This window comes from Sphingobacterium chuzhouense, from assembly GCF_014692525.1.
Taxonomy (GTDB): domain Bacteria; phylum Bacteroidota; class Bacteroidia; order Sphingobacteriales; family Sphingobacteriaceae; genus Sphingobacterium; species Sphingobacterium chuzhouense.
The window spans coordinates 1,348,025-1,362,273 of sequence record NZ_JACNYL010000001.1; the positions used below are offsets into that span (position 1 = coordinate 1,348,025).

15 protein-coding genes are annotated in these 14,249 nt (G+C 41.1%); 10 read left to right on the forward strand and 5 right to left on the reverse strand.

Translation table 11 applies throughout. The features are described 5' to 3' along the window. Positions 1 to 109: 109 nt before the first annotated feature. Together H8B21_RS05110 and H8B21_RS05115 are read right to left on the reverse strand one after the other, a co-directional pair. Entirely contained in the window at positions 110 to 1,255 is a 1,146-nt protein-coding gene (locus tag H8B21_RS05110) for a FecR family protein (protein WP_190312673.1), read from the reverse strand. 52 nt (positions 1,256 to 1,307) lie between these two features. Further along, on the reverse strand, positions 1,308 to 1,910 hold the full coding sequence (locus H8B21_RS05115; RefSeq protein WP_190312674.1) for an RNA polymerase sigma factor: 603 nt from the start codon (positions 1,908 to 1,910) through the stop codon (positions 1,308 to 1,310). A gap of 403 nt (positions 1,911 to 2,313) precedes the next feature. Here H8B21_RS05115 and H8B21_RS05120 point away from each other — a divergent pair, with 403 nt between their 5' ends. Continuing rightward, positions 2,314 to 3,096 carry a hypothetical protein gene (locus tag H8B21_RS05120; protein WP_190312675.1) on the forward strand — a complete coding sequence of 261 codons (783 nt, stop codon included), beginning with the start codon at positions 2,314 to 2,316 and terminating at the stop codon, positions 3,094 to 3,096. A 13-nt stretch (positions 3,097 to 3,109) separates the two neighbouring features. Here H8B21_RS05120 and H8B21_RS05125 read toward each other — a convergent pair whose 3' ends face one another. Next, positions 3,110 to 4,924, reverse strand: a complete 1,815-nt coding sequence (locus tag H8B21_RS05125) for a hypothetical protein (protein ID WP_190312676.1) — start codon at positions 4,922 to 4,924, stop codon at positions 3,110 to 3,112. 267 nt (positions 4,925 to 5,191) lie between these two features. Here H8B21_RS05125 and H8B21_RS05130 point away from each other — a divergent pair, with 267 nt between their 5' ends. The 8 genes from H8B21_RS05130 to H8B21_RS05165 all read left to right on the forward strand — a co-directional run bounded on the left by H8B21_RS05130 (position 5,192) and on the right by H8B21_RS05165 (position 11,286). Further along, a complete protein-coding gene (locus tag H8B21_RS05130; RefSeq protein ID WP_190312677.1) occupies positions 5,192 to 5,518 on the forward strand; it encodes a YhgE/Pip domain-containing protein in 327 nt (108 codons plus the stop codon). A 21-nt stretch (positions 5,519 to 5,539) separates the two neighbouring features. Continuing rightward, positions 5,540 to 5,965 carry an RCC1 domain-containing protein gene (locus H8B21_RS05135; RefSeq protein WP_190312678.1) on the forward strand — a complete coding sequence of 142 codons (426 nt, stop codon included), beginning with the start codon at positions 5,540 to 5,542 and terminating at the stop codon, positions 5,963 to 5,965. A 67-nt stretch (positions 5,966 to 6,032) separates the two neighbouring features. Continuing rightward, positions 6,033 to 6,581 carry a hypothetical protein gene (locus H8B21_RS05140; protein ID WP_190312679.1) on the forward strand — a complete coding sequence of 183 codons (549 nt, stop codon included), beginning with the start codon at positions 6,033 to 6,035 and terminating at the stop codon, positions 6,579 to 6,581. Between the two features lie 86 nt (positions 6,582 to 6,667). Continuing rightward, positions 6,668 to 7,354, forward strand: coding sequence for a hypothetical protein (locus H8B21_RS05145; RefSeq protein ID WP_190312680.1), 687 nt, complete (start codon positions 6,668 to 6,670; stop codon positions 7,352 to 7,354). A gap of 37 nt (positions 7,355 to 7,391) precedes the next feature. After that, positions 7,392 to 7,946 carry a hypothetical protein gene (locus H8B21_RS05150; RefSeq protein WP_190312681.1) on the forward strand — a complete coding sequence of 185 codons (555 nt, stop codon included), beginning with the start codon at positions 7,392 to 7,394 and terminating at the stop codon, positions 7,944 to 7,946. A gap of 53 nt (positions 7,947 to 7,999) precedes the next feature. Then, complete coding sequence (locus H8B21_RS05155) at positions 8,000 to 8,572, forward strand: hypothetical protein (protein WP_190312682.1); 573 nt, start codon at positions 8,000 to 8,002, stop codon at positions 8,570 to 8,572. A gap of 22 nt (positions 8,573 to 8,594) precedes the next feature. Further along, positions 8,595 to 9,293, forward strand: coding sequence for a hypothetical protein (locus tag H8B21_RS05160; RefSeq protein WP_190312683.1), 699 nt, complete (start codon positions 8,595 to 8,597; stop codon positions 9,291 to 9,293). 40 nt (positions 9,294 to 9,333) lie between these two features. Then, positions 9,334 to 11,286: a DUF1963 domain-containing protein gene (locus H8B21_RS05165; RefSeq protein WP_190312684.1), complete on the forward strand. Its 1,953-nt coding sequence runs from the start codon at positions 9,334 to 9,336 to the stop codon at positions 11,284 to 11,286. Positions 11,287 to 11,321: 35 nt separating this feature from the next. On the opposite strand, the gene H8B21_RS05170 is transcribed toward H8B21_RS05165, so the two are convergent. Further along, complete coding sequence (locus H8B21_RS05170; RefSeq protein WP_190312685.1) at positions 11,322 to 12,266, reverse strand: aldo/keto reductase; 945 nt, start codon at positions 12,264 to 12,266, stop codon at positions 11,322 to 11,324. Positions 12,267 to 12,421: 155 nt separating this feature from the next. Between H8B21_RS05170 and H8B21_RS05175 the strand changes: the two genes are divergently transcribed. Continuing rightward, positions 12,422 to 12,931 carry a GNAT family N-acetyltransferase gene (locus tag H8B21_RS05175; protein WP_165294651.1) on the forward strand — a complete coding sequence of 170 codons (510 nt, stop codon included), beginning with the start codon at positions 12,422 to 12,424 and terminating at the stop codon, positions 12,929 to 12,931. A 38-nt stretch (positions 12,932 to 12,969) separates the two neighbouring features. Here the strand turns inward: H8B21_RS05175 and H8B21_RS05180 are convergent, their stop codons facing one another. After that, positions 12,970 to 14,001, reverse strand: coding sequence for a threonine aldolase family protein (locus H8B21_RS05180; RefSeq protein ID WP_190312686.1), 1,032 nt, complete (start codon positions 13,999 to 14,001; stop codon positions 12,970 to 12,972). Between the last annotated feature and the right edge of the window lie 248 nt (positions 14,002 to 14,249).

Genomic DNA, 14,249 nt, shown 5'->3' on the forward strand with positions numbered 1-14,249 from the left:
AAGTTTTATACATTTGATTAGGTAATTGATAAATTAAAGTTTCGTGCTTTATTGGTCGTTATCTGATGCGGGGGTGTTCCAGCACCCTCGCTTTTTTATTTATCGTGATTTATTTTTTCAATACATACACTCCTCCTTCTTTAATATTAAAACGTATGGAGGATACTTCTTCCAGATTACTTAGCAGCTCCTGTAGGCTACTGGTTCTTTTAAAAGTCCCTGAGAACCGATCTACACTCTCGTATTCATAGGTCACAAATGCAATATCGTACCATTCGTCTACAACATCCATCAAGTCTTTGATACTGATGTCATCGAAGTAAAAATCTCCCTGCTTCCAGGCTGTTGCTTTTTCGATATCGGCTTTCCGTTTATCCAGTTTCTCATTACCGAACGCCTGTTCTCCAGGGTGCAGCAAAACCGATTTGCTATCGTTAAAAACCCTTACAGAACCTTCTATTAAGGTTGTTTCTACTAGTTTTCCCGGCTGTGCGATAACATTGAATTGCGTTCCAAGAACTTCAGTCGTATTATAGGCGGTGATCACGCGGAAAGGACGTGAGGCCTGTGATGCAACTTCAAAATATGCCTCCCCTACCAATTGCACTTCCCGTAGATCCGAAGCAAATGCGAGTGGTAAATCTAACTCCGCGTTACTGTTTAACCATACCTTACTCCCATCTGGCAACAGCACCTGTTGTATCTGCCCTTGTTCTGCAGAGATCTTTAGACGGCGTCCTCTCTGTTTTTCGGGATCAGGAACATGCGCTATAATGAGCGCCTGATCACTGTTCATGGAAATTCCATATCGATACCATTCGTCCGCGGCCAGTGGGCTGGTGATTTCTTCACGATCTGAAACAGCTAACAACGGTCCAGTATGGGTTTTAAGATAAATTGGTGTGGTTTCACTGATATCAGGGGACTCGAGTCGCGTATCTACTGAAAATCTTGTATTATAGATAATGGCACCCAACACCACACAGACTAATACCGCAGCATATTTAAGATAGGGTTTCCAGCTATAAGAGGGGGCTTCTTTAGGTTGATTTTTAACGATTTCCTCCCATATTCTCTGCTTTTGAGTTAGTGGAAAAACTACTTCTGACGCATATTTACGATAATAAACATCAAAATATTCCAACAGCTCTTCCGACGGGTTTTCCAAAGCCTCCATAAGCCTATGCTCCTCCTCCGGTTGTAATGTATCTTGAAAATAGTTTTTTATTAAATACGCTAGTTCCTGTTTATCCATGGTTCGCTGCTCTCTATAATAAGAACAACATCTGAGGGGAGGAAGTACTATCCTACATGAAAAAAAATAAATAAAATAATGAAAGAGGCAGATCCTTTTCCAGCTTCTGCAGTTCTGACCGGACAACACGCAGAGCACTAACCATCTGGTTCTTAACGGTCTGTATAGATATTCCTAACCGATCGGCAATCTCCTTATGCGAAAAACCCTCAAGTCTACAGAGCCGAAAAATAAGCTGTTGACGTTCCGGTAGCTTTTCGATAATCTTTTCCAGTGTTTCGTGAAGCTCCTTCGCACTTCTGCTGTCATCCACTACATATCCGGTATGATCGTTTACATCGGTGAGTGGGGTAAAAAGCTGTTGTTGCCGTTTCATTACCTTTAGTTTATTAAAGCTTTTATTTCGGCAGATGACATATAAGTAGGCTTCAATATTCCCCTCACAATCTATTCCTTCCCGGCTGTTCCACACCTGCAGGAAAGTATCCTGTACAATCTCTTCAGCACTCTTCACGTCCTTGAGTACGTTGAAAGCCAACCTGTAAACAGATTCGCTATGCAGGTCATAGATCTGTTTAAATGCCAGTTGATTTCCTTTAATCAATTGTTGTAATATGGAGGTTTCACTTCCCAACACCGAGTTGTCCGTTAACAATTAAGAAACAAAACTATATTTAATTATCAACTTAACAAAACACTATCCCCCGCCCATCTAACCAAAATTATGGGTTCGGCAGTTCTTCGAAATCGTTTCGTACCTCCTTCGCTTTTTCTTCGTACCTGGTTTGGGACTTAAGCGGCTGTCTGTCGGGTTGGCTTCGGCGGGCATCCGATAATCTGTCGGTGCGCACCCGGAGATTTCCCTATAACCGACCGAGGCAGAGACGAAGGTGGTACGAGGAAGGGGCGAGTTAAACACGAAGTATATGCGGACTTAAGCGGACTTTAATGGACTTTGGTGGACTTCACCACACTTGTTTCTGTTTATACCTGGAATGTTTAGGGAATTTTCTTAACTTCGTAGGAAAGCAATACTGTGCAACTAACCAAAGTTACGTATGGATCACCTTATCAACAAGTTTATTTCTAAAAAATTACGCAAAAAGGGGGAAAATTATCTATTAAGCGAAAACAGTAAATCAACCGCACATACTTTTGGACAATTAAGCAGTATCGCATCCAAAATATACCAATACCTCATTGCGATCAGTCCCCGATTAAGGGATGGCGGTGTTTTCAACGGGCTGGTTGCTTTATTACGACAGATGCGTAATAATGACCAAACTCTTTCAGAAGAAGAAGCTGCTATTTACACGCATGCAAATATGCTGGCAGGTTTTTCACTCAACAAACGAGCGTCTTGGGATACCTTGTTACCTTGGCGACCACAATTTGACTTTGATGCCGATCAGCAGGTACAGGTCTCCTTACCGCTACAGAAAAATTGGATATTAAAAAATTTCCCTGTACGACTCAGCCGTATCGAGATCACTTTTCATATCATCGTCATTAATTTGGAACAACCCAAAGAAAAAGAGACGACCGTTCACACGAAGGCGCTCTTTGTCCATCCACATGACAAAGACGGAAGCTTGCGCACCATCCTAAAACCAGTCCTATTCACAGAGAGCTTGATTCTTGTTATCGGTGTTGCTCGATATCACCTTTTCGACACAGATGGTACCAGAAATAGCGTTTCTGGTAGCGCCTTATACAATGCAACAGATATCATGCAGACTTTTCATGTCCGCGATGGCAGGCTGTTGAAAGATGCACCAATTTCCCGCAACGCTTTGCCTCCATTGGCGCCTGATTTTGGAGAAGGCTCATCTTGGGAATAAACCCTTTCAGCACTTATTGCGGGTTTGGGCCACGTAAAAAAACTTCCAGATCCACGTCTTTTCCCAATCCGAATTTCTGCTTCAGCCGGTATTTGAACATCCGGACGCTCTGTGGTTCTACATGAAGTACCTGCGCTATTTGCTTCGTGGTCATCTGCAGGTATATATAAGCGCAGTACTTTAGGTCCAGAGCCGTCAGTTTCTGAACAGCCTTATCGCTTAGTTGGTTAAAGAACGTTGGATGCAGTTCCTGAATCTGCATTTTGATATCCTCGAAATCTGCGCGCATCAACATCTCTTCTTTTAACAACTTCTGTATATCCCCGGCTTCCCCATCTTGAATCTTTCCCTGAATCTGTTTAAGCATTTCGTTTTTATGCTCAATGATTAGTGAATTTGCCAAAGCTTCCTTCTCCAACTGTTCACGTTTCAGATGCAGCAGCTCCTGCTCGGCTTTCAGCCGGGCTTGTTCTTCCTTTTCGATCTGCAACTGTAGCGCCGTCTGATATGCAGCGTCCTCTTTTTCTTTCTGGAGTTTCTTCTCTCTTTCGATGGCATATCGCAGTCTAAAATGATAGGATACAAACATAAAAACAAGACCAAAGAGTAAGGCGGCAGCAATACCGCCATAGAGATAATTCTGTTTCTTACGGAACACCTCACGCTCTTCCAGTAATTTCAGTTGCTGATCCTTTTTTTCGGTTTCGTACTGTACCTCCAGCTTTTGCGCATTCAACAGTTGCTGTTCATCGAAAATTTTCTTCAATAGCGCTTCCGATCGTTTTTGGTAGGTCAGGGCAGCTTTTAGATCGCCCTTTTTTTCCGCAATCTTTGTCAGATCCTCATGGATAGCATATTCCAGTTTATAATGGTTGCCTGTTTCGCCCATCAGCATATTAAGTCCTTGCAGCAGATATTGTTCGGCCAGTTGCAGGTCCCCTTCCTGCTGGGCGAAACTGCTCTTGATACCGTAGACATTCACCAGCATATCGGCGGATGCTTCCCTTTTTTGTAATTTTTCCTCCGCCAAATACAAATATCGGAATGCCTCCTGTTTTTTTGTAGCCGAATCTTCAGTAGAAAAAATCAGATAATAGTTGGCCAGATTGATACAGGTAATGACAAAGGTATTGCCGCTTACTTTTCCCGTATGCTGTTCGTTCAACGCAAAAGACCTGCTCAGGTAATGAAAAGAACTATCCAGAAGACGCTGCTCCTGTGTTTTCCTATAACGGGCTTGGTACATACTAGAAATACCATTATTCACATTAGCCTGTAGGCTTACATTGTTTGCCTGTACGGCATATGCAGCACTGGCACGGATATATTTTTCCATCCGCTCCCCATCATCCCATTTGCTATAGGCACCGTAAAGCAAGTAGTTCAGCCCATATTTTGTTACCGGATCATCGTCGTTTTCCTCGACATATTTCAATCCGGTAAGCGCATCTTCTATTACCGCATCCGGCTGACCAAGGCCGTTGTTTAGAAATCCTTTCGCTCTATAGGCAATTGCTTTGGATGTATTTTTGGCTGATCGGGCTGCATTTTCCAAGCTCAGATCAAGGAATCTCTTCCCCTGCATAAGGCTGTCCTGCGAAACATACCAACTGCTTTTATAAGCGTAAAGGTAAGCGAGATCGTCCGGAGATCGTGTAGAAAGAATCGCCTCATCCAGCACGGGGAGCACCTCCTTTGTTTTATTTTGCAATTGCAGCTGCTCTACGCTATCCAGCACCGCTTGCGTTGAAGGAAGGATATGCTGCGCCTGGACAAGGGCACAGGATAGTATCAAAATAGTATAAAACAAGATTTTTTTTATGTCCATAGGCGTCAACAATTAAAACAAAGTAATGAAATCTACATAAATTGCTAATAAACAAAAATACATTAATAATTTATGTAAGCTTCGTTATGTTTCAAAACCCACACATCAACAAAACAATGTAATATATTAAAAATCAATAGTATACAAAAAACGTATATACTTTGTATATACAGAAGAAATGCCGGTAGATGCTTTGTGGAACATTTTATGCTTTGGTTTAACGGTTTATACGGAACTTCACTTCATCATTTTTTTAACGTATTTATCATGAATCCGAAAACACAATCTATTCTCGCTTATTTGGGCATTTTATGGCTGGTTGCTTTCTTTGGGGGCAAAGAAAAAAGAGACAGCTTAAGTATTTATCATCTCCGACAAGGGTTAGGTCTTTTGGTCGTCGCTATTCCCGTAAATGTGGTACTGAACGTTATTATTATGCTCGTACCTACATTAGGTACTCCGCTAAGCCTGGTGAGCATTGTATTCCTAATTTTGATGATATTCGGTATTATCAATGCAGCGAACGAAGTGCAAAAGCCGTTGCCTTTAATCGGCAAACTATTTGAAAACCAGTTCGCGTTTTTAGACCGGTAGCTTCTCAATGGTATGAAATATATGATGCCAACGATAAAAATACTGACGATAGGCCTATTAGGCCTGTTTATACTTTCGTCCTGTAAGAAGAACAACGATGATCCTGACGAAACTGAGCATACCCCAGGATCATATACGACACTCCCGGTCTATGCTACACAAGAATTCACCTTTGTGATAAAAGACAACGGCGAGCTTTGGGCCAGAGGGAAATACTATACACCTTGGACGGATAACAGCAGCGAGGTAACAACCTACGTTCCGGTCTATCCGCACAAAGTCGGGGATAACGCGAAAAAGGCATGGACAAGCACTCGTAATGCCTATTTCCTGCAAAACGACGGTACATTATGGTCCTGTGGTGGAAATGGATATGGAGTACAATACGATCATCCTCCAAAACGGTTGGATCAAAATTGGCGGGTGACAATCGGGAAAAGCAATTAAGCCAATCCGAAGAAGAGAAGTTTACTTCGTTTACGAAATTTACAATGCCTTAAAAAAAGAATACGTTATGTCAGAACCAAATTCACTCTACGTAAAGATTAAAATAACGAAAGAAAAATTGCAACAGTTCTTTCAGGACAAACCTCGGACACAGACTATCGATGAAAATTGGCTTACTTGGTGGGACAGCCGGGAGATGTATTCCAAACAACCGTTGGAAAATATTCCTGTCTATCGCATGTTTAGCAATAGACATATATTGGACGAACTCATTAAAGATAGAGATTTTGCCTGTTCCGAACAATATGATCCTATTTCTCAAAATTGGATTTTTGTATCCGTTTTCTTTAGTGAGAACTATACGGAAATATTACCTATGCTGGCTTTCCTAAAAAACTTGGCGAATTATCAGCATAATGACGGCGGCGGCCTTGCAATGATATATGATTTTTTATGGGGTGAAGGTTCTATAATGGCTTATTTGGAATTTTCCGGTCAGCAGGCTACACTTAAACCGTATACGAACATAACAGCATTGGAGCCGACAATATTGTATACAGCCAACCAAGCGCTTGAAAAAGCTGTCGATTCATTTAACAAAAACCTAGAAACGTAACACAACGGTATAAGACCAGAGTACTGAAACTATATAATCCAAAGGATAGCATCAAAACCACGAAGTAATAAAACAAATTAAAGATTATGTTTTTCACCATTCAAAAAATAGAACAAGCAGCACATCATACGGATAAGCTGCAAAATCCAAAGAATCCGGGCAATCCCATGGTATTAGGCATTTACCGGAACAAGGTTAGTACCATAATCTACACCGTATATACGAAGAAGACCTTTGGTGAGTATTGGGACAAAGTGGAAAACAAAAAGATTCCGAAACGGTTGTGGTCACCCGAAATGAAGGAATTCTATAAGCAAAAAGCACTGGAAGCACCCAAGCCACCTTTCATTTATAAGATGACGATTTTCGGATGGCTATTTGTTCTTTTCTTCATAGGAATATTCGGTTACTTAATTTATGATTCGGTCAAACCACCTTTGCCAAAATCAGAGGAATATGTGGCTATGGAAACAGCACCCGCAGAAGGAGATATCTACTTTGGTCGGTACGAGATCTATAAAGAAAAGGGAAATCCTCTGGGCATGGAGGGTCGTTTTGGTTGGTTTAAAGTCCTCAAAGTAGATGGAGACGTTTATCATATAGCAAAATCAACCGAAATGAACAGAAGCCACAAGCCGAAAGAACAACTCAACAGCACGGATTTTGAAACGGAAAGTATGTCGCCAGTGAAACTAAAGGAGCAAACAGGTTATAATATCCGCTTCTTATCAGACGATGGGTTGACGGAAATATACATTACGGACAAGAAATAAAAAATACTTAATTCGTATAACCATTTTATAAATTACTATGACGACAGGAAAAATTATGGGCATCATTGCGCTGGTCATTGTTGGTGGTATCGGGCTATTTATCTTCTTCCTGTACGCAACGATAAAAACTAAATCGACCAGTTTGAATAAATATGAACCTTTCAGCGAATGGATTGGCAAGACGGTCGTACTCCATACGGAAACTATGCTGTTCAAAGAACAGATGAGAATGAATCCTAATAGCAAGTATCCTTATACATTAGCTGATAGCTTGAACCCAGGTTGGGAATATATCTTAGCTTTGGTAGAAAATGGTAGCGTTACCAAGATAGCTACGCTTCCCGCTGGAACCGAACTGTCCTTAGAACGAGCCGTTCAATACACCAACGGGGTATCGGGCTCATCCTATCCGACGATATTCGGAACATTAAAGAGCAACGGAAAGGAATATAAGGTCGGCTATCAATGGGGTGATCTGGATTTGTCCAAAAACCATTACAAAATCGAAAAGAGCTGGAAATTCCATCAAGCTCCTTGGCAAGCGGAGCAGGATACGGCATTTTATGCGTTACCTAAAGCCGATTTTTGGTAAAATGTTAACGGGAAAAGTATAATTTTATAGCGGTATAAATCATTTTCATTCGTATGGACCCGATAAATATCTACATCTATGCACTTGCTTCCATTATCGGTATGGAGAGCATGAGCATTGTTAGCCAAAAAGCAAGCATTAGTATTAATCCCGTCGAACAAACCTTTGAAATCCATCAGGAAGATCTTTTCACGATTATCAGGACCGCAGAAGACAGCCTTGCGGTAGCCGATGAATTTCGGGGGATAGCAGATTTCCGCCCGAATACCGAAAATAAAACTATTGATGGTTTGATAGTTGAGAAAATCGAGTTAAGCAAGAAAGACGAGCAGTTGCATGCAACGGTAAAAGGTCGCTACACAGACCCGAAAGTATTGGCAGAGGCCGGCATCCATCTTGACACGACAAGCGTTGCCGAGTTTTCACTAATCAATATTCCCGAATGGAATATCCACTCTTCGGATGCCGTCCTGCGAGGAAATTACTGGGTTTGGCCGGCAAATAAACCCGTTACGATTTTAATGGAACCGTTCAACGACATTTCGGAGAAGTACCGGAAACATAGGCGGAGTATATTGCCCTACTGGGAGTTGTGGCAATTGGGCGGTAATAAACAAGACCACTAATAAAAAACAACACAAAGCTTTGATGATTAGGATGAATGTTGAAAGCAAAAAATATACCATGACACCAGCGGTCTTCAACCGACTTAACAAACGATCTGTTTTATCATTTGTGTTCATGGTACTTATAGGAAGTCTTCTGCTGTCTGCCTGTAGCACGAATGACGATAACGAGCCAAACGAAACAGCAGGTTCGGGCGTTCGGCTGAAGCACCTTGTTACTGCTGAGCAGGTTGCAGCTTCACTTGGCGAATCTATGCAGGGATACAGTCTGCAGGGAACAGGCGGTTTCACAAATACAGGAAATTATCCCGAAGTACCACATGTCTATTATTATACCGTCTATTTTCAAAAACACCTGCATCACGAACAATATGCCTCTCGTTCGATCAGTGCACAGGCCGGCATGGGAAAAGACACCAAAGATGAAATATTGGAAATGTTCGATGATATCGAAGAAGTTGCAGACGGAAGATTGGGAAAAGCACCTTACGAAAACGTATTTGCCCTGCGTTACAAGGATAATGAAAAACGTGATTGGCGGTACGAGCTATACATCAGGCTTGCCCATATCAATAATCAGGACAATCAGGTAATCACCTTATCCGGAACTTTTGGCCCTAGTTCCCATCCGGATACAGAAGCAATCGCTCCGGATCCGATGAGCGGTAGTGAAGCCGTATCGGCTATGTTGACTTTGGTTGAACCCGTTTCCAATCATTAATTTTGGTAATAAAAAAGGATGGAACAACGTTAAAATAGATATGTGTTATTTTATTATCGACGGAGAAAACTATCTAATAGATGCCCAAGAAAGCCAATGGAGCATTGGGAAAATGAGCCACACGCTGGTAACCGATATTACTGTGGAATCCACAAACATCGAGCGGGATAAACAAAAACTGTTGTTGAGCGAATACAATGACGACGGTCGCATAAAGATACATATAGAGGCATCCAGTATTTTTAATTGGGGAATACCCACCGGAAGCTTTAATTACCACGAAGACAAAGATGCCGATACATTTACCTATTTCCGAAAAGACGGCCTAGAATTCAGTTTGGATTTCTTCGGATCCGTAACCTACGAAAGCGGCAGCGTTCGTATCCAAGGTGAGCTGAAACCTCCTTATGACAAAAAACCATCCTTTAATGTAGACGTCTCCATCCAGTTTGACCCTGCTCTACTGGATTGGCGGCATTACCGTTTTAAGAGTCTAGCCGAGACATCGGGAGCAGATCCTCATCAGGTTTGTTTATTAGAAATAACGAATCCTTCTTTTCGTGACCTACCCTCTGAAATATTTGATTTTACAAATCTGGAATACCTGAGCATCGTCAATAAAACGAACTATTGGAACGATATTAAGCTGCCTTTGGAAAATCTGACAGAGCAATTTGGTTCATTGAAAATGTTGAAAGGACTCAGTGTTAACAAAGCCTCTATCAAACAGCTTCCGGTTTCTTTTGCTGAATTAGCGCTTTTGGAAAACCTCAATCTAAGCTTATGCGAAATACAGGAACTACCAGAATCCATCTGGAATTTGCCAAAATTACAGTACATGATTTTGATGGGCAACCAGCTGACGACAATACCGGATGAAATACAACTACCGGCTTTGCTTACGTTAAACATCGAAAAGAGTCATCTCACCACTTTACCTATCTCTCTGTTAAAACAACCGAACCTCCGAACAATTAAAGCATCCGGCAACCCGTTCGAATATCTTCCCGAAAGCTTTGGCTTCTTCAAAGGTTTGGAACTGACCATGCCAGAGAAAAAAAGATTGTTGGATACATCCTATAAAGGGGCCGATGGAAAAGGAACCATAAAATGGGATGATACGGTGTATGAAGCCGTGCATGATAAAACGCTGATCGCTCCCGTAGAAGACATTATTAAAGAAAACAAGCTGGGCAAATACAAAAAGGCTTTGCTATCACTCATCAAAAGAACAGTAGGATTTAACCAAACAGAACATGAAGACTATAGTGAAATAGGCAACCACCGCTTCGGCGGAAGGCCCGACCTACCACAAGACATAATCTTTCCTACATTCCACTTCCACGGTAAGGAGAAAAAAAAGCAGTTTCATTACGAATTTATTGCACAGATCAATTGCGAGCAGATTGCACATTTACAAGACTATCTTCCGCGCACGGGCAGCTTGTTCTTCTTTTTTAAAAGCATTCATTTTTTTGGTTTCGACAATAACGATCTTGCCAAAGTGATTTATATAGAAGACAATAGCACCCTTGCATCGGGAAAAAGATTCAAATTGCAGGAAGAAGATTTCTTCGAACTCTTCGATGGCGAATACGCTCCTTACAAGGCGGAGGCATTCGTTAGCGTCTCCGTTCCCTCTTTTTACGCTCATCATCAGAATACCTATTTGTTTGAAGGGAAAGCCAAATCTTTGGCAGACAAAGAAGATTTGTTAGAGGATTTATACGAAACTTACGAAGAGCCGGTTCGTTTTTTAAAAGAATTTGATCATGCGGTTAATAGCTATGGTTTTACACAGCATGAATCACCCGAATTGCAGGCTGCGCTTAGCTTAAAAGGAAATCCGCAAGACTGGATTATCCTTTTACAAGTAAAATCCCGTGGGGATTTTCAATGGGGTGATGCTGGCGACTTGTTCTTCGTTATTCACAAAAGCGACTTAACGAAGAAAGATTTTAGCAACGTGTTTATTACGATGGAAAGTTCTTAGCATTTAGCCCGCAACTTTAAGCCGCGGGCTAAATGTTATTTACTAGCCTCATCCAATATAGCCAGATCCTCGGCATCTAATTTCAGATCGGGCGCAGCAAACAAGGTTTGCAATTGGCTCTCACTAGTCGCGCTGACGATAGGTGCTGTAATCAATGGGTTTGCTAACAACCAAGCTAGAGCTACCGTAGCTTGCTTTGCACTATGTTTCTCCGCAACAGTATCCAGCGCTTTCAAAACAGCTTTCCCTCTATCATCGAAATATTTTTTAACGCTACCACCGCGGATCGTTTTATTAAAATCCTCCTCCGTTCGGTATTTTCCTGTCAGAAATCCAGCCGCCAATGACCAATATGGGAAAACGCTTAGATTATACTGTTCCACTAAATCTGCATAATCGGTTTCAAAGGTTGTACGTTCCACCAAATTATAATGCGGTTGCAAAGCGACATACTTTGGTAGACCGTTTTTCTCTGCAACTTCAAAACTCTCTGCAAGTCGAGCAGGGGAAAGATTGGATGCTGCAATATAACGGACTTTACCTGCTTTAATCAATTCGTCATAGGCGGATAGCGTTTCTTCTATTGGTGTGGCATTATCATCAAAATGGGTATAGTATAAATCAATACAATCGACTCCTAATCGTTTCAATGATTCATCGGCAGACTTCAAGATGTGTTTTTTGCTGATGTCAAACCCATGTTCCTTTGTTTCCGAACCTACTTTTGTGGCAATCACGACTTGGTTTCGATTGCCACGGTTTTTCAGCCATTTTCCAATAATTTCCTCGGATTGTCCTCCGGTTCCATTTACCCACCAGGCATAGGTATCCGCAGTATCGATAAAGTTGAAACCGGCAGCAGTAAACTTATCCAATATATCAAAAGATGCTTGTTCATCTAACGTCCAACCTAGCACGTTACCCCCAAAATTGATAGGTGCTATTTCTAAATCCGTGTTCTTAATTGTTACTTTGTTCATATTATGTACTATTTTAATATTCATATGCAAAAGGCATACTCACCCATTGACAGATAGCAATACATGGGTTAATCCAGCGTTTTAAATTTAGTAATTATTAAAAGAGACCATGTTATCTGTTTGTAATAAATAATGTAAATTTATATCATAAAAAAATGGAATATAGTTTTAGACAAGCGCAATCGGAGGATATACCCCAGATCTGGGAAATCTTGGAACGCGCCATTCAACGGCGAAAAGAAGAAGGAAGCAATCAATGGCAGGATGGTTATCCAAACGTTTCCGTTATCAGAACAGATATAGAAAAAGGACACGGATATGTATTAACAGATGGTGGTATCATAGCAGGTTATTGTGCGATACTGATAAATGATGAACCTGCATATGCCAATTTACAGGGACAATGGTTAACAGCGGGAGATTTTGTGGTGTACCACCGTGTTGCACTTGCCGAAGAATACCTAGGAAAAGGGCTGGCGCAAAAAATGTTGCTCTATATCGAAGATTTCGCCCGACAACATAACATATACAGCGTTAAAGCCGATACAAACTTTGACAATGGGGGCATGCTCAATATATTTAAAAAATTGGGCTACGCTTATTGCGGAGAAGTATTCTTTCGAGGAGCACCTAGAAAAGCCTTTGAAAAGGTTATAGCTCATTAAAAATCCACACTACTATAATATAATAATTTGCCACACACTTAGCTCGTTACTCCTTTCAGACTATCAATAAACGCATCTACTTTATTTTCGTCTGTAGCCCATGACGTGATAATTCGAACAACAGCGTATTGTTCGTCAATGGCTTTCCACTCGTAAAAATCATATTGTCGCATGAGCTCATCAATCACTGCTTTGGGAAGAATAGGGAAAATCTGGTTTGTGCGCGGTGGCGTAAGAAAAGAATAACCTTGTGCTTCTATCGCATGGGCTATTTTCATTGCCATTCCATTAGCGTGCTTTGCCAACGAGAAGTATAAATCGTCTCTAAACAGTTCTAGGAATTGGATGCCTAATAAACGTCCTTTAGCCAACAGTGCTCCTTTCTGCTTCAACATATAATCAAAATCTGTTGCAAGATCAGCTCTATTAAAGATAATAGCTTCGCCCAATAAAGCTCCATTCTTCGTCCCTCCGATATAAAAAACATCTGTAAAATGAGAAATATCGGATAAGGTCAAGTCATTGTTCTTTGCTGTCAATGCATGCCCTAATCTTGCACCATCCAGAAATAGATATAAGCCTTTGGATTTGCAGTAAATCGATAGTCGTCCTATTTCTGATTTGGTATAAATTGTTCCTATTTCAGTCGAATTGGAGATGTATACTAATTTAGGCTTCACAACATGAGGCCTAAGGGAGTACGCCTGTATAATATTTTCAATATCGCCAGGTTTTAGTTTACCATTTTCCGTTTCGACGGTGATTACACGATGCCCTGTAGCCTCGATCGCACCCGTCTCATTCGCGTAAATATGCCCTGTGTTGGCACTAATAACAGCTTCGTGCGGACGTAACAGAGATGATATGACGATTAGGTTCGTTTGTGTCCCCCCCGAAACAAAATAAATAGCTGCATCGGGGTTTTGTATTTTTTGCCGAAGTATTTCCTTTGCCTCTATAGAATAATCATCTTCGCCATATCCTGTTTGCTGTGTCAAATTGGTTTCAATAAGTTTATGGAGAATATTGGGATGCGCACCTTCTGCGTAATCATTTTTGAAACTGTACATATCACTATTTATTTTTTATCAAGGCAAAAGTAAACAGTATCCAAGGATTTCCCTACCTAAACTGAACGTATAACATAAAAATGTTGCGTTTCATTATGCTCAATTGGCTTACAACCTGCCGAAAGACATCACGATATTTACGGATGGAAAAGCCAAAAATATCCTTTTTCAGCAATCTATTACGCTGAGACCCGATCACGGACAATCTCACCATATCCTGGAAAAACATATTGCACACCGAATGATAT

Coding starts and splice junctions, on each gene's coding strand:
- H8B21_RS05145 (WP_190312680.1), top strand. CDS start 6,668: ATGTTTTTCACCATTCAAAAAATAGAACAAGCAGCACATCATACGGAT.
- H8B21_RS05140 (WP_190312679.1), top strand. CDS start 6,033: ATGTCAGAACCAAATTCACTCTACGTAAAGATTAAAATAACGAAAGAA.
- H8B21_RS05170 (WP_190312685.1), bottom strand. CDS start 12,266: ATGAACAAAGTAACAATTAAGAACACGGATTTAGAAATAGCACCTATC.
- H8B21_RS05175 (WP_165294651.1), top strand. CDS start 12,422: ATGGAATATAGTTTTAGACAAGCGCAATCGGAGGATATACCCCAGATC.
- H8B21_RS05155 (WP_190312682.1), top strand. CDS start 8,000: ATGGACCCGATAAATATCTACATCTATGCACTTGCTTCCATTATCGGT.
- H8B21_RS05150 (WP_190312681.1), top strand. CDS start 7,392: ATGACGACAGGAAAAATTATGGGCATCATTGCGCTGGTCATTGTTGGT.
- H8B21_RS05180 (WP_190312686.1), bottom strand. CDS start 14,001: ATGTACAGTTTCAAAAATGATTACGCAGAAGGTGCGCATCCCAATATT.
- H8B21_RS05120 (WP_190312675.1), top strand. CDS start 2,314: ATGGATCACCTTATCAACAAGTTTATTTCTAAAAAATTACGCAAAAAG.
- H8B21_RS05130 (WP_190312677.1), top strand. CDS start 5,192: ATGAATCCGAAAACACAATCTATTCTCGCTTATTTGGGCATTTTATGG.
- H8B21_RS05125 (WP_190312676.1), bottom strand. CDS start 4,924: ATGGACATAAAAAAAATCTTGTTTTATACTATTTTGATACTATCCTGT.
- H8B21_RS05110 (WP_190312673.1), bottom strand. CDS start 1,255: ATGGATAAACAGGAACTAGCGTATTTAATAAAAAACTATTTTCAAGAT.
- H8B21_RS05135 (WP_190312678.1), top strand. CDS start 5,540: ATGATGCCAACGATAAAAATACTGACGATAGGCCTATTAGGCCTGTTT.
- H8B21_RS05160 (WP_190312683.1), top strand. CDS start 8,595: ATGATTAGGATGAATGTTGAAAGCAAAAAATATACCATGACACCAGCG.
- H8B21_RS05165 (WP_190312684.1), top strand. CDS start 9,334: ATGTGTTATTTTATTATCGACGGAGAAAACTATCTAATAGATGCCCAA.